Genomic DNA, 17696 nt, shown 5'->3' with positions numbered 1-17696 from the left:
GGCGTCCCCGTGGCCACGCGGTGCTCAGACCCCGGCGGCGGCCGTGTCCGGCCTGAGGGCCAGCGCGGCGGCCGCGGCGCCGACCAGGCCGGCGTCGGTGCCCATCTGCGCGGGCACGACAGTGAGCCGCTGGACGAAGGAGAGGGTGGCGTAGTCGGTGAGGGCCTTGCGCAGGGGTGCGAAGAGCACGTCGCCCGCCTTGCCCACGCCGCCGCCGATCACCGCGATGTCGATCTCGACCAGGGTCGCGGTCGCCGCGATCCCGGCGGCCAGGGCCTGCGCGGCCCGCTCGAAGGAGGCCACGGCGACCGGGTCGCCCCGGCGAGCCGCGTCCGCGACCGCGGCGGCGGAGGTGTCGCCGTCGGGGCTGGGCTGCCAGCCGTCCAGAAGGGCGCGGCGGGCGATGTTGGGGCCACTGGCCAGGCCCTCCACGCAGCCGCGCGCGCCGCAGGGGCAGGGGTCGCCGTCCAGGTCGACGCTGATGTGGCCGATGTGACCGGCGTTGCCGGTGGGGCCGGGGTGCAGCCGGCCGCCGAGGACCAGTCCGCCGCCGACGCCGGTGGAGACCACCATGCACAGCGCGTTGTCATGGCCGCGCGCGGCGCCCTGCCAGTGCTCGGCCGCCGTGATGGCCACTCCGTCGCCGATCAGCTCGACCGGCAGTCCGCCGGTCGCCGCGCGCACCCGCTCGACGAGCGGGAAGCCGCGCCAGCCCGGCACGTTCACCGGGCTCACGGTGCCCGCCGAGGCGTCCACCGGGCCGGCGCTGCCGATGCCGATCACTGAGGCGCGTCCCCACAACGGCGAGGCGGCGAGGTCGCCGAGCACCTGCTCGACGGCCCGCATGACCGTTTCGCCATCCTGTCGCGCGGGCGTCGCGCGCTGGGTGCGCGCCTGGATCCGGCCATGGCCGTCCACCAGCGCACCGGCGATCTTGGTGCCGCCGATGTCCAGGGCCGCCACGAGGTCGGTGTGCATCAGAGTCTGGTCTCCCCGTCGAGCCGTAGGTGGCGATGTGGTGGTGAGCCTCCCGGGCCGGTCGCGGTGGGGGCGCGGGCCGGGACGGCGGTGGACAGTCTCTCGCGCACCTGACAACGTTGTCCAGGCTCTATGCTCGACGCCACATGCTTGTACCGGCCCACGATCGACCGCACCACCCTGCGACACCCCCGGACAACAGGACAGGACACCGCACCGTGCCCGAGACCACCCGCCGAGCAGAGAGCGCCAACGGGAGCCGTTACGGCAACCGGCCCACCATGAAGGACGTGGCCGCGCGGGCCGGGGTCGGCCTGAAGACGGTGTCCCGCGTGGTGAACGGCGAGCCGGGCGTCACCCCGGACACCGAGCGGCGGGTGCGCGAGGCGATCGAGGCGCTGGGCTTCCGGCGCAACGACAGCGCGCGGGTGCTGCGCAAGGGCCGTACCGCGAGCATCGGTCTGGTGCTGGAGGATCTGGCGGACCCCTTCTACGGGCCGCTGAGCCGTGCCGTCGAGGAGGTGGCGCGCTCGCACGGCGCGCTGCTGATCAACGGCTCCAGCGCCGAGGACCCGGAGCGGGAGCAGGAATTGGCGCTGGCGCTGTGCGCGCGGCGGGTGGACGGGCTGGTGGTGATCCCGGCCGGGGACGACCACCGCTATCTGGAGCCGGAGATCCGGGCGGGCGTGGCCACGGTGTTCGTGGACCGTCCGGCCGGGCGGATCGACGCGGACGTGGTCCTGTCGGACAACTTCGGCGGCGCCCGTGACGGCGTGGCCCATCTGATCGCCCACGGCCATCGCCGGATCGGCTTCATCGGTGACATGCCCCGCATCCACACGGCCGCCGAGCGGCTGCGCGGCTACCGGGCGGCGATGGAGGACGCGGGGATACCGGTCGCGGAGCAGTGGATCTCTCTGGGGGCGACCGATCCCGAGCGGGTGCGGCGGGCCACGGAGGAGATGCTCACCGGGCCCGAGCCGGTCACCGCCGTCTTCACGGGCAACAACCGGGTGACGGTCACCGTGATCCGGGTGCTGGCCGAGCACGCCCGGCCGGTCGCGCTGGTCGGGTTCGACGACTTCGAGCTGGCCGATCTGCTCCAGCCGGGCGTGACGGTGGTCGCCCAGGACGCGGCCGCCCTCGGCCGCACCGCCGCCGACCGCCTCTTCCAGCGCCTCGACGGCGCCCCCGGCACCCCGGAACGCCTGGAGCTGCCGACCCGTCTGATCACCCGGGGCTCGGGGGAGCTGCCTCCGGCGGACTGAGGCCGCTACTGGGGCCGGACTGCCGCCAAGTTCTCCAGCCCGGGCCGTGTCAGCCCGCTCGCGGCCGTCACCTCCGCGCTGTCCAGGGCGCCGCAGTGCAGGCCCCGCAGCAGATAGCCGCTCAACGCGCGTGCGGTGGCGGGCTCGTCCAGGATGTCGCCCTGGGTGCGGGCGGTGTAGTGGGCGAGGCGGGCCGCCGCCTGGGCGAAGCCCTCGCGGTAGAAGGCGAAGACGGCGGCGTACCGGGTCGGGAGATGACCGGGGTGCATGTCCCAGCCCTGGTGGTAGGCGCGGGCCAGGGCGCGGCGGGTCAGCCGGTGGTGCAGCCGCCAGGCGTCGTGGACCTGCGCGGTGGGGCCGACCGGCAGCACATTGGTGGAGCCGTCCGAGACGCGTACACCGGTCCCGGCGGCCGCCACCTGCATCACCGCCTTGGCGTGGTCGGCGGCGGGGTGGTCGGGGGCCTGGTGGGCGGCGGAGACACCGAGGGCGGCGCTGTAGTCGAAGGTGCCGTAGTGCAGTCCGGTGGCCCGGCCCCCGGCGGCCTGGATCATACGGGCGACGGTGGCGGTGCCGTCGGCGGCGAGGATCGCCTGACTGGTCTCGATCTGGATCTCGAAGCCGAGCCGCCCCGGCTCCAGCCCGTGCGCCCGCTCGAAGGCGTCCAGCACGCGGGCGAAGGCGCCGACCTGCTCGGCGTACGTCACCTTGGGCAGCGTGAGGTTCAGCCCCTCGGGCAGCCCGCCGGCGGTCATCAGCCCGGTGAGGAAGACGTCGAGGGTACGGATGCCCCGCTCACGCACCCCCGCCTCCATGCACTTCACGCGGACGCCCAGGTACGGAGGCGCCGTGCCGTCCTCCGCGAGCAGCCGGGCGGCGCGGGCGGCGTCCTCGTCCTCCTCGGCGTCGGGGCGGTGCCCGTACCCGTCCTCGAAGTCGACGCGCAGGTCTTCCACGGGTTCGCGCTCCAGCTTGGCGCGGACGCGGGTGTACACCGGCTCGGCGAGTTCGTCGGGCAGACCGAGGACGGCCGCGAAGGAGGCCGCGTCGGGGGCGTGTTCGTCGAGCGCGGCGAGCGCCCGGTCGCCCCATTCACGCACGGTCCCCTCGGCGAACACGTCACCGGGCACGTACACGGTGTGGACGGGCTGCCGGGTGCCGGGGTCGCCGGGGTAACGGAGCGTCAGCTCCGCGTCGACCGGCGCGAGCAGACCGTCGACCTCCTTGCCGACCTCCCCGCCGAGGCTCGTCCTCACATGCTCCTGCCGACTCATCCCACACCCTCCGGCGTCCGCGGTACGGCCTCAACAAACCGTTGAGGGACGGTATCCAGGGGGATTCCGGCGGGTCAACAACAGGGCGAGGCCCCGGGACCGTGTCGGTCCCGGGGCCTCGTTCAGCGTGGTGGGATCAGCCCTTGCGAGTCTTGACTTCCTCGGTGAGCTGGGGGACGACCTCGAAGAGGTCGCCGACGACGCCGTAGTCGACGAGGTCGAAGATCGGGGCCTCGGGGTCCTTGTTGACCGCGACGATCGTCTTCGAGGTCTGCATACCGGCGCGGTGCTGGATGGCGCCGGAGATGCCGTTGGCGATGTACAGCTGCGGCGAGACCGACTTGCCGGTCTGGCCGACCTGGTTGGTGTGCGGGTACCAGCCCGCGTCCACCGCGGCACGCGAGGCGCCGACAGCGGCACCGAGCGAGTCGGCGAGGGCCTCGATCAGCGCGAAGTTCTCCGCGCCGTTCACACCACGGCCACCGGAGACCACGATCGCGGCCTCGGTCAGCTCCGGACGGCCCGTCGACTCACGCGGGGTGCGGGCGGTGACCTTGGTGCCGGTCGCCTTGTCCGAGAAGGACACCGACAGGGCCTCGGCCGCACCGGCGGCGGGGGCGGCCTCCACGGCGGCCGAGTTCGGCTTGACCGTGATGACCGGGATGCCCTTGGTGACCTGCGACTTGGTGGTGTACGACGCGGCGAACACCGACTGGGTCGCGACAGGGCCCTCGGACCCCGCCTCCAGGTCGATGGCGTCGGTGATCAGACCGGAGCCGATGCGCAGCGCCAGACGCGCGGCGACCTCCTTGCCCTCGGCGGAGGACGGGACCAGCACGGCGGCCGGGGAGACGGCCTCGACGGCGGCCTGGAGGGCGTCGACCTTGGGTACGACCAGGTAGTCGGCGTACTCGGACGCGTCGTCGGTGAGGACCTTGACCGCGCCGTGCTCGGCGAGGGTGGCGGCGGTGTCGGCGGCGCCGTTGCCCAGGGCGACGGCGACGGGCTCGCCGATGCGGCGGGCCAGCGTCAGCAGCTCCAGGGTGGGCTTGCGGACGGCACCGTCCACGTGGTCGACGTAGACGAGGACTTCAGCCATGGGATTGCTCTCCTGCGTAACGAAGTTGAGGGGCGGAAGGCGGGGTGCGAGTTCTTAGATGAACTTCTGGCCCGCGAGGTACTCGGCGAGCTGCTTGCCGCCCTCGCCCTCGTCCTTGACGATCGTGCCCGCGGTGCGCGCCGGGCGCTCGTTCGCGGCGTCGACCTTGGTCCACGCGCCCTCGAGACCGACCTCCTCCGCCTCGATGTCGAGGTCGGACAGGTCCCAGGACTCCACCGGCTTCTTCTTGGCCGCCATGATGCCCTTGAACGACGGGTAACGCGCCTCACCGGACTGGTCCGTCACGGAGACCACGGCCGGCAGGGAAGCCTCGAGCTGCTCGGAGGCGGCGTCGCCGTCACGGCGGCCCTTGACGGTGCCGTCCTCGACGGAGACCTCGGAGAGCAGGGTCACCTGCGGCACACCAAGACGCTCGGCGACCAGCGCCGGAACGACACCCATCGTGCCGTCGGTGGACGCCATACCGGAGATCACCAGGTCGAAGCCGGCCTTCTCGATCGCCTTGGCCAGCACCAGCGAGGTGCCAAGCGCGTCGGTGCCGTGCAGGTCGTCGTCCTCGACGTGGATCGCCTTGTCGGCACCCATCGAGAGAGCCTTGCGCAGCGCGTCCTTCGCATCCTCGGGACCCACGGTCAGCACGGTGACCTCGGCGTCGTCCGCCTCGTCCGCGATCTGGAGCGCCTGCTCGACCGCGTACTCGTCCAGCTCGGAGAGCAGACCGTCCACGTCGTCGCGGTCGACGGTCAGGTCATCGGCGAAGTGCCGGTCGCCAGTGGCGTCGGGCACGTACTTCACAGTGACAACGATCCTCAAGCTCACGCCGGCTCTCCTACTGCATCGTCTTTTCCGGGCTGCCTCTTGAAGTGCAGCATAGGCGCCTCAAGCGGCCGATCGCGGTCGGGGCGTCCGCGCGCTCCGACCGAAATATTACTCGTCAGTACACCCAGTTCCTGCCCGCTGAGCAAGCGCTTTGAACTGTGACCTTCGCAACGCAGCGTAACCGGAACTCGACGGCTCCGCGGAGCCGGGGCCCAACCCGCTCAGTCCCGCAGGGCGTTGAAACGTCCCTGGTGATAGAGCAGCGGACGGCCGTCGCCGGAGGGGTCGCCGAGCATCACCTCGGCGAGCACGATCCGGTGGTCCCCCGCTGGCACCCGGCCCACGATCCGGCACACCAGCCAGGCGAGCACATCGTCCAGCACGGGCACCCCCTCGGGCCCCTCGCTCCAGCGGGTGGACGCCCCGAAGCGGTCGGTGCCGCTGCGGGCGAAGGTGGCGGCGAGGTCGCTCTGGTGCTCACCGAGCACATGGACGCCGACGTGGTCGGTCCGCGCTATCGCGGGCCAGCTGGAACCGCCGGTGCCTATGCCGAAGGAGATCAGCGGGGGCTCGGCGGAGACGGAGCTGAGCGAGGTGGCTGTGAAGCCGACCGGGCCGTGCTCGCCGCGCGCGGTGATCACCGCGACACCGGCCGCGTGCCGGCGGAAGACGGACCGCAGCAGGTCCGGCGAGGCGGGGTGGCGGGAGCCGAGGCCGGGGGTGGCCGTCATGGGGTCGTCCTTCTGCTGACGGGGGCGAGCTGATCCGGTCCGGGGCTGTTCAGCGGCCGGGACAGCGGGCGCGCCCGACGGGGGCCGGGCCGCTGGGGACCGGTCCGGCGAGAAGGTGTTCGATCGGCACCGGGCCAGGCTGACGACCGACGGCGGGTGCCGTCAAGTCGCCGCCGGGCTGCCGTGCGGCGTTCAGTCATCGTGCCGCCCGCCCACGGCCTCGCCCAGCGCGGCGATGACATCGGCCCTGCGCGGCTGCCCCTGGGCGCGCCGCACGACCTCGCCGTCCGGGCCGAGGACCAGCACGGTGGGGGTCTTCAGGATCTCCAGTTCGCGGACGAGGCCGAGGCGGTCCTCCGCGTCGATCTCGACGTGGGCGACGCCGGGAACCATCCGGGCGACCTCGGCGAGGGTGCGGCGGGTGGCCCGGCAGGGCGCGCAGAAGGCGGTGGAGAACTGCACGAGGGTGGCCCGCTCCCCCAGTTCGCCGCCCAGTTCGGCCGCCGTCAGCCGCCGTACGTCGCCTGGCCCGCGCACCCGTGTCCTCCGCTCCGCCGCCCTGTGCGGCACTGGTCGTCCGATCCGTCCTCAACACCAGCGCATCGAGGGCCGAATGGATTCCCGGCCTCCGAAAGTGGGGCGTTCGGGCGGACGTGACGAGGATCTCGCCGCCACCGGGCACCAAGACTGGTCACCCGCCCGTTCTTGGGGCACGATCTGCGAGAGCCGTAAACCTACGGCTCCGTAACTTCCCGCCGGGAGCCCCCTTTCCCGAGCAGAGCAGAAAGGGACCACCCCGCTTATGGCAGAGCTGGTCTACCGCCCCGTCGTCGGTTTCGCCCGGACGTTGTTCAAGGTGTGGGACCTCAAGATCGACTGCCAGGGGTCGGAGAACATCCCGCGTACCGGCGGCGCCGTGCTGGTGAGCAATCACATCAGTTATCTGGACTTCATCTTCAGCGGCCTGGCCGCGCTGCCGCAGAAGCGCCTGGTGCGGTTCATGGCCAAGGAGTCGGTCTTCCGGCACAAGGTGTCGGGGCCGCTGATGCGCGGGATGAAGCACATCCCCGTCGACCGGGGGCAGGGCGAGGCGGCGTACGCGCACGCCCTGGCCTCGCTGCGCGCCGGTGAGATCGTCGGGGTGTTCCCGGAGGCGACGATCTCGGAGTCCTTCACCCTGAAGAGCTTCAAGTCCGGTGCCGCGCGCCTGGCTCAGGAGGCGGGCGTCCCGCTGGTCCCGATGGCGCTGTGGGGCACCCAGCGGCTGTGGACCAAGGGCCAGCCGCGCAACTTCAAGCGCAGTCACACCCCGGTCACCATCCGGGTCGGCGAGGCGCTGGAGGCGTCGCGCGAGCAGTACGCGGGCGCGATCACCCGCCGGCTGCGCGAGGGGGTCCAGGAGCTGCTGGACGCCGCCCAGCGCGCCTACCCGGCCCGCCCCAAGGGCGCCGAGGACTCCTGGTGGCTCCCCGCCCACCTGGGCGGTACGGCTCCGACGAACGAGCAGCTGCGGGCGGCCGAGGCCCTCTGAGACGCCGACGGCCCGGCCGGACGTTCACCGTCCGGCCGGGCCGTTCTCGCCTCTCGGCGAGGCCCTCAGCGGGCCATCTCCTCCTTGAGTGCAGCCACGAAGGTGTCGACGTCCTCCTCCGTGGTGTCGAAGGCGCACATCCAGCGGACGTCACCGGCCGCCTCGTCCCAGAAATAGAAGCGGAACCGCTTCTGGAGCCGCACGCTCACGTCGTGCGGGAGCCGGGCGAAGACGCCGTTGGCCTGCACCGGGTGCAGGATCTCCACGCCGTGCACCGCGCGGACCCCCTCGGCGAGCCGCTGGGCCATCTCGTTGGCGTGGCGGGCGTTGCGCAGCCAGAGGTCCTTGGCGAACAGGGCCTCCAACTGCACCGAGACGAAGCGCATCTTGGACGCGAGCTGCATGGACAGCTTGCGCAGGTGCTTCATGTGCGAGACGGCGTCCTGGTTGATGACGACGACCGCCTCACCGAACAGGGCGCCGTTCTTCGTCCCGCCCAGCGAGAGGATGTCGACGCCGACCGCGTTGGTGAACGCCCGCATGGGGACGTTCAGGGAGGCGGCGGCGTTGGATATCCGGGAGCCGTCCAGGTGCACCTTCATGCCGTGCGCGTGGGCGTGCTCGCAGATCGCGCGGATCTCGTCGGGCGTGTAGAGCGTGCCCAGCTCGGTGGACTGGGTGATCGAGACGACCTGCGGCATCGCGCGGTGCTCGTCGTCCCAGCCGAACGCCTGCCGGTCGATCAGCTCGGGGGTGAGCTTGCCGTCCGGCGTGGGCACGGTGAGCAGCTTCAGGCCGCCCATCCGCTCGGGCGCGCCACCCTCGTCGACGTTGATGTGCGCGCTCTCGGCGCAGATCACCGCGCCCCAGCGGTCGGTGACCGCCTGGAGCGCGACGACATTGGCGCCGGTGCCGTTGAACACCGGGAACGCCTCGGCGGTGGCACCGAAGTGGCTGCGGATGATCCGCTGGAGGTTCTCGGTGTACTCGTCCTCGCCGTACGCCACTTGGTGGCCGCCGTTGGCCAGGGCCACGGCCGCGAGCACCTCGGGGTGCGCCCCGGCGTAATTGTCGCTGGCGAAACCGCGGACCTGCGGGTCGTGGTGGCGACGGGCGTCGGTCCTGGGAGGGTTCACGGCTTCTCGGTCAGCCACAGACGGTTTCCGTTCACTTCGGCGGCGGACCTGCTCCAGACGCCCTCGATGGCCTCGGCCAGCTCCTTGACGTCCGTGAAGCCCGCGAACTTCGCGCTCGGGCGCTCCGCGCGCATCGCGTCGTGCACCAGCGCCTTCACCACCAGGATGGCAGCCGCGGCCGTCGGACCCTCCTCGCCCCCCGCCTTGCGGAAGCCGTCGGCCATGGCCAGCGTCCACGCCTCGGCGGCCGCCTTGGCGGCGGAGTACGCGGCGTTGCCCGCGGTGGGCTTGGACGCGCCGGCGGCGCTGATCAGCAGATAGCGGCCGTCACCGGCGCGCTGGAGGGCGTCGTAGAAGGCCAGCGAGGTGTGCTGGACGGTGCGGACGAGCAGCTTCTCCAGCAGGTCCCAGTCGGCGAGGTCGGTGGCGTCGAACTTGGCGCCGCCGCGCCAGCCGCCGACCAGGTGGACCAGGCCGTCGACGCGGCCGTACTCCTTCTCGATGCCCGAGGCCCAGGCGCGGGTGGAGTCGAGGTCGAGCAGGTCGACCGTCTCGCCGGTGACCGTGGCGCCGCCGTTGGCGTAGCGGGCCGCGTCCACGGCCTCCGCCAGGCGGGCCGGGTCGTTGTCCGCGCCGACCACGGTCGCGCCCGCCTCGGCGAGCCTGATCAGGGTGGCCCGTCCCGCCGGTCCGCCCGCTCCGGCGACCGCGATCACCGCGCCCCGAAGAGCCCCGTTCCCCATCGTCTTCCCTTCTTCGTCTGCCATGTCGTGCACGCGGTCGCTCACGCGGCGATCCGCTCGGCGCCGTCCGCCGTGATGCCCTTGGTGGCGGCGATCACATTCTTCAGCTTCTTGGCCAGCGCCTCATAGAACATGCTCAGCGGAAACTCGTCCGGGAGCACGTCGTCCACGAGCTTGCGCGGCGGCAGGCTGACGTCGAGGGCGTCGGGGCCCTTGGCCCACTTCGAGCCGGGGTGCGGGGCGAGGTAGGAGGCGACCAGCTCGTACCCGGCGAACCAGTGCACCAGCTTGGGGCGGTCGATGCCGTCGCGGTAGAGCTGCTCGATGTCGGCGCAGAGCTGGTTGGTGACCTGCGGGGCGCGCTCCCAGTCGATGGCGAGGCGGTTGTCGGTCCAGCGGACCACGTCGTGCTTGTGCAGGTAGGCGAAGAGGAGCTGGCCGCCGAGCCCGTCGTAGTTGCGGACGCGGTCGCCGGTGACCGGGAAGCGGAACATCCGGTCGAAGAGCACCGCGTACTGCACGTCACGGGCCTGCGGGACGCCGTCCGCCTCCAGCTTCACGGCCTCCTTGAAGGCGGTGAGGTCGCAGCGCAGCTCCTCCAGGCCGTACATCCAGAACGGCTGGCGCTGCTTGATCATGAACGGGTCGAACGGCAGGTCGCCGTGGCTGTGGGTGCGGTCGTGGACCATGTCCCAGAGCACGAACGCCTCTTCGCAGCGCTTCTGGTCGTGGACCATCGCGGCGATGTCCTCGGGCAGCTCCAGGCCCAGGATGCCGACGGCGGCGTCGGTGACCCGGCGGAAGCGGGCGGCCTCGCGGTCGCAGAAGATGCCACCCCAGGAGAAACGTTCCGGCGCCTCGCGGACGGCGATGGTCTCCGGGAAGAGGACGGCGGAGTTGGTGTCGTAGCCCGCCGTGAAGTCCTCGAAGGTGATGCCACAGAAGAGCGGGTTGTCGTACCGGGTGCGCTCCAGCTCGGCCAGCCAGTCCGGCCAGACCATGCGCAGCACGACCGCCTCGAGATTGCGGTCGGGATTGCCGTTCTGCGTGTACATCGGGAAGACGACGAGGTGCTGGAGGCCGTCCGCACGGTTGGCCGCCGGCTGGAAGGCCAGCAGCGAGTCCAGGAAGTCCGGCACCTCGAAACCGCCCTCGGCCCAGCGGCGCAGGTCGCTCACCAGTGCCCGGTGGTACTCGGCGTCATGCGGGAGCAGCGGGGAGAGCTCCTCCACCGCGGCCGCGACCCGGCTCACCGCCGCCTCGGCCTCGGCCCGCCCGGGGGCGCCCTCGGCGGCGAAGTCGATCGAGCCGTCCTTCGACTGCCATGGCCGGATCTGCTCCACCGCACTCTTGAGGACGGGCCACGCCGCGTGCTCGACCACCCTGGTCAGCGAAGGAACGTGTCCTTCCATACCGGGCTGCACAAGAATTTCCGTCATGTCCCATCCTCCACGGGAGAACCTCGCGTATGGACACCGTATGCATACCCCGTTTCGCCGAACAAGAGGGGGATCGGGAAATTATTCTGCGCGACCGCATGGTCACCGCTGTTTTTCCCGCCCCAAACCGTGACCGCGCTCACTTTCACGGCGGGTACGGAGAGGGCGCGGGCGCGTGACCGAGCGTCCCGTTCCGGCCATCGAGCGTCCGACGGCACGCCAGGATGTCCGCGATCGCACCAGCGCGGGCAGGGCCGTTAGGCTGCGAGCCAGGCGTGCGGACGACGACACTCCGTCGGGTCCGCGAAAGCCGATCCGCCGTCGACGGAAGCGAGTTGAACCTTGAACTTCCTTACCATCGGGCACCGTGGGGTCATGGGTGTCGAGCCCGAGAACACGCTCCGTTCCTTCGCCGCCGCCGAGCAGGCCGGGCTGGACCTGATCGAACTCGATCTGCACCTGAGCAAGGACGGTGCGCTGATCGTCATGCACGACGCCAAGGTGGACCGCACCACGGACGGCACCGGGCAGATCGCCGAGAAGACCCTCGCGGAGCTGCGCGCTCTGGACGCGGGGCGCGGCGAGCGGGTGCCGGTGTTCGAAGAGGTGCTGGACGCGGTCAGGGCACCGATCCAGGCCGAGATCAAGGACGTGGCGGCCGCGAAGGCGCTGGCGGAGGTGATGCTCCGGCGGGACCTGGTCTCACGGGTGGAGGTCATCTCCTTCCACGACGAGGCGCTCGCCGAGATCACCCGGCTGGTGCCGGGGGTGCGCACCGCGCTGGTCGCGGAGCACTACGGCCCGGAGGTGGTGGACCGCGCGGTGGCGGTGGGCGCGGCGACGCTCTGTCTCGACGTCCGCCGGGTGACGCTGGAGGTCGTGGAGAAGGCGCGCGCGGCGGGCCTGAGGGTCTTCGCCTGGGTGGTGAACACCCAGGACGAGCTGCGGCTGGTGCGCGCCCTCCAGCTGGACGGCGCGACCACCGACCTCCCGGACATCAAGCGCACCGGCCGCTTCACCGCGTGAGACGGCTGTGGCCGGCCGCTGTCACACCAGCGGCTTGACCAGCAGCTCGAACCGCAGGTCGGGGCGGCGCGGAATGCCGAAGCGCTCATCGCCGTACGGGAACGGGGTCGTCTCGCCCGTACGGCGGTAGCCCCGGCGCTCGTACCAGCCGATCAGGTCGTCGCGGACGGAGATCACCGTCATGTGCATCTCGGTGGCGCCCCAGGCGGTCCGCGCCTGCCGCTCCGCCTCCGCCATGACGGCCTTGCCCAGGCCCGACCCCTGGAGGGTGGGGCTGACCGCGAACATGCCGAAGTAGGCGTGCGTACCCCGGTGTTCGAGCTGGCAGCAGGCGACGATCCCGCCCTCCCCCTCCACCACGAGCAGCCTGCTGTCGGGCGTCTTGATGACCTGGAGCACGCCCTCGGGGTCGGTGCGCTGCCCGTCCAGGATGTCCGCCTCGGTGGTCCACCCGGCCCGGCTGGCGTCACCCCGGTACGCCGACTCGACCAGCGCGACGAGTGCGTCCACGTCGGCGTCGGTGGCGTCGCGGAACGTCAGTCCGGTGGCGGTGTCCATGGGGTGTACTCCGATCTGGGGCGCGGCTCGACCACGCATGAGGGTAACCGGGCGATTAGTCTCCCCTCACATGGTGCATGTACTGGGCAGCAGGACCCTGATCCGTCCCACGGACCCCGACCGCTCCCGCGCCTTCTACGGAGGCCGGCTGGGGCTCGCCGTCCACCGTGAGTTCGGCACGGGACCGGAGCGCGGGACCGTCTACTTCCTGGGCGGCGGCTTCCTGGAGCTGTCCGGCCGGGCCGAGGCCCCGCTCGTGCCGTCGGTGCGGCTGTGGCTCCAGGTCGCGGACGCGTCCGCCGCGCAGGACGAGCTGCGGGCCGAGGGGGTGGAGATCGTCCGGGCGCCGGTCCGGGAGCCGTGGGGGCTGATCGAGATGTGGATCGCCGACCCGGACGGCATCCCGATCGTGCTGGTGGAGATCCCGGCGGACCATCCGCTGCGGTACCGGCCGGGCATCTGAGCGTCAGCCGCGCAGGGCGCCCAGCCGGCCTTCCAGTCCGTCGAGGAGGCCGGCGAGGAGGGCGGACAGCTCGTCCTGGCGCTCGGGGGTCAGCACGGACAACACCGTCTCCTCATAGGCGAGTTGCTCGGGGAGGATGCCGTCCACGAGGTCGCGTCCCGCGTCGGTGAGGCTGAGATGGGAGACGCGGCGGTCCCGGGTGTCGCCGCGCCGCTCGACCAGTCCGCGTGCGGTGAGCTGCTTGACCCGCTTGGTCACGGCCGCCCCGGAGGAGAAGGTCTCCCGGGCCAGTTCCCCCGGTGTCAGCTCGTGGCCGGTGCGGCGCAGCGCGCCGAGCAGGTCGAACTCCGCCCGGCTGAGCCCGGCGCGGCGCAGCGGGGCGTCCTCGGCCTGCTGGAGGAGCGCGGCGCAGCGGTTGATCCGGCCGATGACCTCCATGGGACCGGTGTCGAGCGCGGGGTGCACGGCACGCCACTGCCGGACGACCGAGGCGACGGTGTCGGCCCGGGCAGCCTCCTCGTGCGCCGCCCTCGGGTGCTGGCTTCCCGTGTCCGTCATGGCCGTGTGTCCTCCGTGGTCCCGCTGTCGTGCCGTGTCAGTCCTGCTTCAAGGGTGCGACTCCTCGGTGTCGTACCGCCGCGGCGAGCGTACGGTGTCCGGTCCGCTCGGCGAGCGCCAGGCGTTCCGCGGGAAAGGGCCGCTGCCACCACTCCCCCTGGGCGGCGTCGGCCGTGGCACGCAGGTCGGTCAGCGCGGCGGCGAGGTTGCGGCGGGCCGTGGGCATGGCCTGGGACGCGGGGTGGGCCAGCAGGCGCTCGGTGTGCGCGCGGGCGTCTTCGACGGCGGTCAGGGCGTCGTCCACGCGGTCGCCGGCCCGGCGGTTGGTGACCATCACGGCGGCGGCGAATCCGGCCAGGGCGCCGACCAGGGTGTCCAGTACTCGCTGGGTGATGAGCGGGCCGGGGTCCTGGAGGCGGGTGAACTCGGTGATGAGCAGGGCCATGGGCGTGACACAGACGGTGCCGAGCCAGTAGTTGCGGGCGATGAGCGCCTCGGCTCCGAAGCTGCAGGCGAGGCAGCAGAGCACGAGGACGGCGGGGTGGAGGTGGGTCAGCGGGGTGAGCGCGGCGAAGACGAGGACGCCGAGGAGGTTGCCTACGACACGCTGGACGCCCCGGCTCCAGGTGAGAGTGATGTTGGCCTGGAAGAGGGAGGCGGCGGTGACCAGGGCCCAGTAGGGGCGGCCCACCCCTAGGGAGAGGGCGGCGAGACCGGCCAGCGCGCAGCCGAGGGCGGTACGGGTGGCCATGGGGGCCAGGTGCCTCAGGGGGACGCGGGCGGGGCGGGGGTGTACGTCGGCCGAGTCCGAGGCTCTTGCGTGAGGTACGGGGCCCGTGCCGCGTAGGGCTTGGGCCCAGGCGCGCAGTTGTCCGGGGCCCGCGTCGGCGGTCTCGGCGCTGAGCAGGAGGTGTTCGAGGGCGCGGCGGGTGGGGTCGGGGCGGGTGCCGGGGGAACGCAGGACCCCCCAGGCGGTGTGCAGGGCGGTGTGGGCCGGCGTGTGGCCCTCGGCGGCGAGGTCGGCGGCCGCGTGGAGGGCGGCGGCGACGGCGCGGCGCTCGGGGCCGTGCGGGCGGAGCGCTCCGGGGGCCATGCAGACGAGCCAGGCCCAGGCTCCGGCGGCGAGGGCGAGCCCGAGGTGGGCGGGGACCTGGCCGAGGGTCTGCGGGACGAACAGGGCGGCGGAGCTGATGAAGGTGACGACGACATTGCCGGGCGGGCCGACACGGGTGGCTTCACAGACCGTCTTCTGCGCGGCGGCCAGCAGGGCGCCGACGAGTACCAGGACGACGGGGCCGGGGGTGAGCGCCGAGGTGAGCAGGGCGACGGCGAGTCCGGCCGTCATGCCGAGCACCACCCAGGTCAGCACGCGGGCGCGGGCGGCGTAGGGGCGCTGGTGGGCGTAGAGCGCGCAGAGGGACCCGGCCATCGTGTAGAGGGCCAGGTCGAGGCGGCCGAGTGTCAGCAGGAGGAGGTTGGGCGGGGCCGCCGACACGACCACGCTGAGCGCGGGCTTGAACCAGATGACGGAGGGCCCCTGGAGGCGGAGCGCCTGGGCGAGGGGGAAGCGGCGGCTGCTCATGTAAAGAATTTAGCAGGTGTTTCACCAGTAAAAGACTTGTTCCTCGCTCCACAACCGCCCTGGTCACACGGCGTGCTCCGCCGAACGCTCCCCGTGCACCTCCTTGCGCTCGCGTGCGCTCCGCGTGTCGTGGGCATCGCATCCCTGGATACGGCGTCGAACGGGGGTGGTGCGCGTGCACGGACCGGTGTCACCGGCGTGGCTGCTGGTCGCGCTGTGCGCGGCGACCGGCGCCTACTGTCTGCTGCGGATGCGCAGCGGCATCGAGGAGCAGCGCCGCGCGGCGGGCGGCGAGGCGTTGATGGGCTTCGGGATGGCGGCGATGGCGGTGCCCGCGGCGGTGTTCGCACCGCCGCGCTGGGTGTGGCCGCTGTATGCCGCGGTGTTCGGGCTGGCCGCGCTGCGCGCGCTGTGGTCGGCACGGCGGAGCGCCCACCATCTGCACCATCTGCTGGGCAGTACGGCCATGGTGTACATGGCACTGCTGATGGCCGCCGCTCCGGCGCAGCACCACCACACGGGCGGCTCGGGCCCGGCCTGGCTGACGGGCGCGCTGCTGCTGTACTTCACCGGTTACGTACTGCTGACCGGCGCCCGCCTGGTGCCCGTCACCGTGCGGGGCGGGCCGGGTGCGGTGCGGTGGGGCGACCGGCCCGAGCTGTCCCGGGTGTGCCGGCTGTCGATGGGGATAGGAATGCTGGCGATGCTTCTGACGATGTGACACCTCAAGCGGTGGGCGGGGCGCGGGAGTTGTCTGCGTCACTTCGGCACCGGCGGGCGGTCCGGTGCTCATAGGGTGCTGCCCATGATGGTCCCCGTGGCACTGCTGCTGCTCGGCATCCTGACCTCCGTCGCCGCCCCGCGTCTGCTGGCCCGGGCCGACTGGCCGGACCGGGAGCCGGTGGTGGCGCTGTGGGCCTGGCAGTGCGTGGTGGCCGCCGTCCTGCTGTGCTGCGCGCTGTCGATGACGCTGAGCGCGGCGGCGGCCTGGCAGGCGGTGCGCGGGCAACTGTTCAGCGGGGCTCCGCACGGGGTCGTCGAGGCGTACGCCCTCGGGGCGGCCGGACCGTGGGCCGCGCCGACCGCCGTGGCGCTCGCCTGCGGCGGGCTGTGGAGCCTGACGATGCTGGTCGGCGAGGTGCTGCACGCGAGGCGCGGTCGGCGGGTGCGGCGGGCCGAACTCCTGCTGCGGGCGCCTCTGTTGCCCGGCGAGGGGCCGGGTGGACGACTGGTGGTGCTGGAGGGTGAGCGGCCGGACGCGTGGTGGCTGCCCGGAGCGACGCCCCGGCTCGTCGTCACCACGGCCGCGCTGCGCCGCCTCAAGGGCAGCCGCCTCGACGCCCTGCTGGCGCACGAGCAGGGCCACGCCCGCTTCCGTCACGACTGGCTGCTGCACTGCTCGGCCGCGCTGGCGGGCGGCTTTCCGCAGGTGCCGGTGTTCGCCGCGTTCCGCGACGAGATGCACCGCCTGGTCGAACTGGCCGCCGACGACACCGCGTCCCGCCGCTTCGGCCGGGTGACGACGGCACTCGCCCTGGTCGAACTCAACGAGGACCGGGGCGTGTTCGGCCCCTCCCCCACCCCGCACTCCCAACTCCCGCAACGCGTGGACCGCCTCCTCACCGCCCCGCCCCGCCTCCCGGCCCCACAACGCCTGCGCCTGACGGCCACGGCCGCGCTGGTCCCGGTACTCCCGGTACTGGTCGCTTTCGTTCCGGGGCTGCGGGCGTTGCATTGAGGTCGGCCGTCCTGAGCGGGCGACGCGTCGGGTGATGGCCCCCACGGCCCTCATCAACGAGGATCGCCCCATGCACCACCAAACCCCCCGAACCGCCCTCCTCACCACCACTCTCCTCGCCCTCTCCTCCGCCCTGCTGCTCACCCTGGTCGCCGTCGAGTGGGGGCCCCTCCTCGCCCTGGACGACGACATCGCCCGCACCACCCACCGCTGGGCCGTGCGGCAGCGGGGCCTCACCCAAGCCTTCCGCGTGCTGACCGACTGGATCTGGGACCCGGTGACCATGCGTCTGCTCTGCGCCGGGGTCGCGTTGTGGCTGCTGTGGCGGACGGCCGCCTGGTGGACGACGTTGTGGCTGGTGATCACCTGCGGGGTGGCGGCGGTGGTGCAGCAGGCCGTGAAGGCGGGCGTCGCGCGGCCGCGGCCGGTGTGGCCGGACCCCGTGGACAGCGCACGGTACGCCGCGTTCCCGTCGGGGCATGTCATGACGGCCACCGTGGTGTGCGGGCTGCTGCTGTGGCTGATCCACCGTCACGGCGTGCGCGGGGCACGTTGGTACGGCGCGGTCGCGGTGGCCGTCGTCTCGGTGGTGGGCGTCGGTGTCACGCGGGTGTGGCTGGGGGTGCACTGGTTCTCGGACGTGCTCGGCGGGTGGCTGCTCGGGGCCCTGCTGGTGGCCGTCTCGGTACTGGTCTACGAGCGACGCCAGGAACCCCGGGAGTAGGGTCCCGC

The 17696-nt window shown here is 72.4% G+C and carries 19 protein-coding genes; 7 read left to right on the top strand and 12 right to left on the bottom strand.

Features of this window, described 5'->3' with window-relative positions:
• Positions 1-24: 24 nt before the first annotated feature.
• Positions 25-978 (bottom strand): ROK family protein, encoded by a 954-nt coding sequence (locus tag ACIGA3_RS14855; RefSeq protein WP_399714810.1) that lies wholly within the window; start codon positions 976-978, stop codon positions 25-27.
• Positions 979-1196: 218 nt separating this feature from the next.
• Here ACIGA3_RS14855 and ACIGA3_RS14850 point away from each other — a divergent pair, with 218 nt between their 5' ends.
• Positions 1197-2246 (top strand): LacI family DNA-binding transcriptional regulator, encoded by a 1050-nt coding sequence (locus ACIGA3_RS14850; RefSeq protein WP_399714808.1) that lies wholly within the window; start codon positions 1197-1199, stop codon positions 2244-2246.
• Positions 2247-2251: 5 nt separating this feature from the next.
• Here the strand turns inward: ACIGA3_RS14850 and ACIGA3_RS14845 are convergent, their stop codons facing one another.
• The 5 genes from ACIGA3_RS14845 to ACIGA3_RS14825 all read right to left on the bottom strand — a co-directional run bounded on the left by ACIGA3_RS14845 (position 2252) and on the right by ACIGA3_RS14825 (position 6772).
• Positions 2252-3520, bottom strand: a complete 1269-nt coding sequence (locus tag ACIGA3_RS14845; RefSeq protein WP_399714806.1) for a DUF6986 family protein — start codon at positions 3518-3520, stop codon at positions 2252-2254.
• Positions 3521-3656: 136 nt separating this feature from the next.
• Positions 3657-4619, bottom strand: coding sequence for an electron transfer flavoprotein subunit alpha/FixB family protein (locus ACIGA3_RS14840; protein WP_399714803.1), 963 nt, complete (start codon positions 4617-4619; stop codon positions 3657-3659).
• 54 nt (positions 4620-4673) lie between these two features.
• Positions 4674-5459: an electron transfer flavoprotein subunit beta/FixA family protein gene (locus tag ACIGA3_RS14835; protein ID WP_399714801.1), complete on the bottom strand. Its 786-nt coding sequence runs from the start codon at positions 5457-5459 to the stop codon at positions 4674-4676.
• A 221-nt stretch (positions 5460-5680) separates the two neighbouring features.
• Positions 5681-6190, bottom strand: a complete 510-nt coding sequence (locus ACIGA3_RS14830) for a flavin reductase family protein (RefSeq protein WP_399714798.1) — start codon at positions 6188-6190, stop codon at positions 5681-5683.
• 192 nt (positions 6191-6382) lie between these two features.
• Positions 6383-6772, bottom strand: a complete 390-nt coding sequence (locus tag ACIGA3_RS14825) for a TlpA family protein disulfide reductase (RefSeq protein WP_399715409.1) — start codon at positions 6770-6772, stop codon at positions 6383-6385.
• A gap of 220 nt (positions 6773-6992) precedes the next feature.
• On the opposite strand from ACIGA3_RS14825, the gene ACIGA3_RS14820 reads away from it, so the two are divergent.
• Positions 6993-7721, top strand: coding sequence for a lysophospholipid acyltransferase family protein (locus ACIGA3_RS14820; RefSeq protein WP_399714795.1), 729 nt, complete (start codon positions 6993-6995; stop codon positions 7719-7721).
• 65 nt (positions 7722-7786) lie between these two features.
• On the opposite strand, the gene ACIGA3_RS14815 is transcribed toward ACIGA3_RS14820, so the two are convergent.
• From ACIGA3_RS14815 to ACIGA3_RS14805, 3 genes are read right to left on the bottom strand one after another with little or no spacing between them, the layout of a single operon-like run.
• Positions 7787-8857: a threonine aldolase family protein gene (locus tag ACIGA3_RS14815; protein ID WP_399714793.1), complete on the bottom strand. Its 1071-nt coding sequence runs from the start codon at positions 8855-8857 to the stop codon at positions 7787-7789.
• Positions 8854-9600 (bottom strand): SDR family NAD(P)-dependent oxidoreductase, encoded by a 747-nt coding sequence (locus ACIGA3_RS14810; protein WP_399715406.1) that lies wholly within the window; start codon positions 9598-9600, stop codon positions 8854-8856. The genes ACIGA3_RS14815 and ACIGA3_RS14810 overlap by 4 nt, the downstream gene beginning before the upstream one ends.
• A 41-nt stretch (positions 9601-9641) precedes the next feature.
• The gene (locus ACIGA3_RS14805) at positions 9642-11039 is read right to left on the bottom strand and encodes a DUF6421 family protein (RefSeq protein ID WP_399714791.1); all 1398 of its coding nucleotides are present in this window, start codon (positions 11037-11039) and stop codon (positions 9642-9644) included.
• Positions 11040-11381: 342 nt separating this feature from the next.
• On the opposite strand from ACIGA3_RS14805, the gene ACIGA3_RS14800 reads away from it, so the two are divergent.
• The gene (locus ACIGA3_RS14800) at positions 11382-12065 is read left to right on the top strand and encodes a glycerophosphodiester phosphodiesterase (protein ID WP_399714788.1); all 684 of its coding nucleotides are present in this window, start codon (positions 11382-11384) and stop codon (positions 12063-12065) included.
• A 21-nt stretch (positions 12066-12086) separates the two neighbouring features.
• On the opposite strand, the gene ACIGA3_RS14795 is transcribed toward ACIGA3_RS14800, so the two are convergent.
• Positions 12087-12623, bottom strand: coding sequence for a GNAT family N-acetyltransferase (locus ACIGA3_RS14795; RefSeq protein ID WP_399714785.1), 537 nt, complete (start codon positions 12621-12623; stop codon positions 12087-12089).
• A 70-nt stretch (positions 12624-12693) separates the two neighbouring features.
• Here ACIGA3_RS14795 and ACIGA3_RS14790 point away from each other — a divergent pair, with 70 nt between their 5' ends.
• Positions 12694-13086, top strand: coding sequence for a VOC family protein (locus tag ACIGA3_RS14790; protein ID WP_399714782.1), 393 nt, complete (start codon positions 12694-12696; stop codon positions 13084-13086).
• Between the two features lie 3 nt (positions 13087-13089).
• Here the strand turns inward: ACIGA3_RS14790 and ACIGA3_RS14785 are convergent, their stop codons facing one another.
• Together ACIGA3_RS14785 and ACIGA3_RS14780 are read right to left on the bottom strand one after the other, a co-directional pair.
• Positions 13090-13644, bottom strand: a complete 555-nt coding sequence (locus tag ACIGA3_RS14785) for a MarR family winged helix-turn-helix transcriptional regulator (protein ID WP_399714779.1) — start codon at positions 13642-13644, stop codon at positions 13090-13092.
• A gap of 37 nt (positions 13645-13681) precedes the next feature.
• Positions 13682-15226, bottom strand: a complete 1545-nt coding sequence (locus ACIGA3_RS14780) for an FUSC family protein (protein ID WP_399714776.1) — start codon at positions 15224-15226, stop codon at positions 13682-13684.
• A gap of 175 nt (positions 15227-15401) precedes the next feature.
• On the opposite strand from ACIGA3_RS14780, the gene ACIGA3_RS14775 reads away from it, so the two are divergent.
• The 3 genes from ACIGA3_RS14775 to ACIGA3_RS14765 all read left to right on the top strand — a co-directional run bounded on the left by ACIGA3_RS14775 (position 15402) and on the right by ACIGA3_RS14765 (position 17688).
• Positions 15402-15947 (top strand): DUF5134 domain-containing protein, encoded by a 546-nt coding sequence (locus tag ACIGA3_RS14775; RefSeq protein ID WP_399714774.1) that lies wholly within the window; start codon positions 15402-15404, stop codon positions 15945-15947.
• Between the two features lie 84 nt (positions 15948-16031).
• A complete protein-coding gene (locus ACIGA3_RS14770; RefSeq protein WP_399714771.1) occupies positions 16032-16964 on the top strand; it encodes a M56 family metallopeptidase in 933 nt (310 codons plus the stop codon).
• A 70-nt stretch (positions 16965-17034) separates the two neighbouring features.
• Positions 17035-17688, top strand: coding sequence for a phosphatase PAP2 family protein (locus ACIGA3_RS14765; RefSeq protein ID WP_399714768.1), 654 nt, complete (start codon positions 17035-17037; stop codon positions 17686-17688).
• Positions 17689-17696: the final 8 nt, after the last annotated feature.

It is taken from the genome of Streptomyces sp. NPDC085596, from assembly GCF_044541565.1.
Taxonomy (GTDB): domain Bacteria; phylum Actinomycetota; class Actinomycetes; order Streptomycetales; family Streptomycetaceae; genus Streptomyces.
Note: the sequence above shows the minus strand (reverse complement) of the source record. Positions and strands in the feature narration are given on the sequence as shown.

Bases quoted from the DNA above. Each gene is read 5' to 3' on its own strand.
- ACIGA3_RS14855 (WP_399714810.1), bottom strand. From the start codon at position 978: ATGCACACCGACCTCGTGGCGGCCCTGGACATCGGCGGCACCAAGATC.
- ACIGA3_RS14845 (WP_399714806.1), bottom strand. From the start codon at position 3,520: ATGAGTCGGCAGGAGCATGTGAGGACGAGCCTCGGCGGGGAGGTCGGC.
- ACIGA3_RS14840 (WP_399714803.1), bottom strand. From the start codon at position 4,619: ATGGCTGAAGTCCTCGTCTACGTCGACCACGTGGACGGTGCCGTCCGC.
- ACIGA3_RS14830 (WP_399714798.1), bottom strand. From the start codon at position 6,190: ATGACGGCCACCCCCGGCCTCGGCTCCCGCCACCCCGCCTCGCCGGAC.
- ACIGA3_RS14820 (WP_399714795.1), top strand. From the start codon at position 6,993: ATGGCAGAGCTGGTCTACCGCCCCGTCGTCGGTTTCGCCCGGACGTTG.
- ACIGA3_RS14810 (WP_399715406.1), bottom strand. From the start codon at position 9,600: ATGGGGAACGGGGCTCTTCGGGGCGCGGTGATCGCGGTCGCCGGAGCG.
- ACIGA3_RS14805 (WP_399714791.1), bottom strand. From the start codon at position 11,039: ATGACGGAAATTCTTGTGCAGCCCGGTATGGAAGGACACGTTCCTTCG.
- ACIGA3_RS14795 (WP_399714785.1), bottom strand. From the start codon at position 12,623: ATGGACACCGCCACCGGACTGACGTTCCGCGACGCCACCGACGCCGAC.
- ACIGA3_RS14790 (WP_399714782.1), top strand. From the start codon at position 12,694: ATGGTGCATGTACTGGGCAGCAGGACCCTGATCCGTCCCACGGACCCC.
- ACIGA3_RS14785 (WP_399714779.1), bottom strand. From the start codon at position 13,644: ATGACGGACACGGGAAGCCAGCACCCGAGGGCGGCGCACGAGGAGGCT.
- ACIGA3_RS14780 (WP_399714776.1), bottom strand. From the start codon at position 15,226: ATGAGCAGCCGCCGCTTCCCCCTCGCCCAGGCGCTCCGCCTCCAGGGG.
- ACIGA3_RS14770 (WP_399714771.1), top strand. From the start codon at position 16,032: ATGATGGTCCCCGTGGCACTGCTGCTGCTCGGCATCCTGACCTCCGTC.
- ACIGA3_RS14765 (WP_399714768.1), top strand. From the start codon at position 17,035: ATGCACCACCAAACCCCCCGAACCGCCCTCCTCACCACCACTCTCCTC.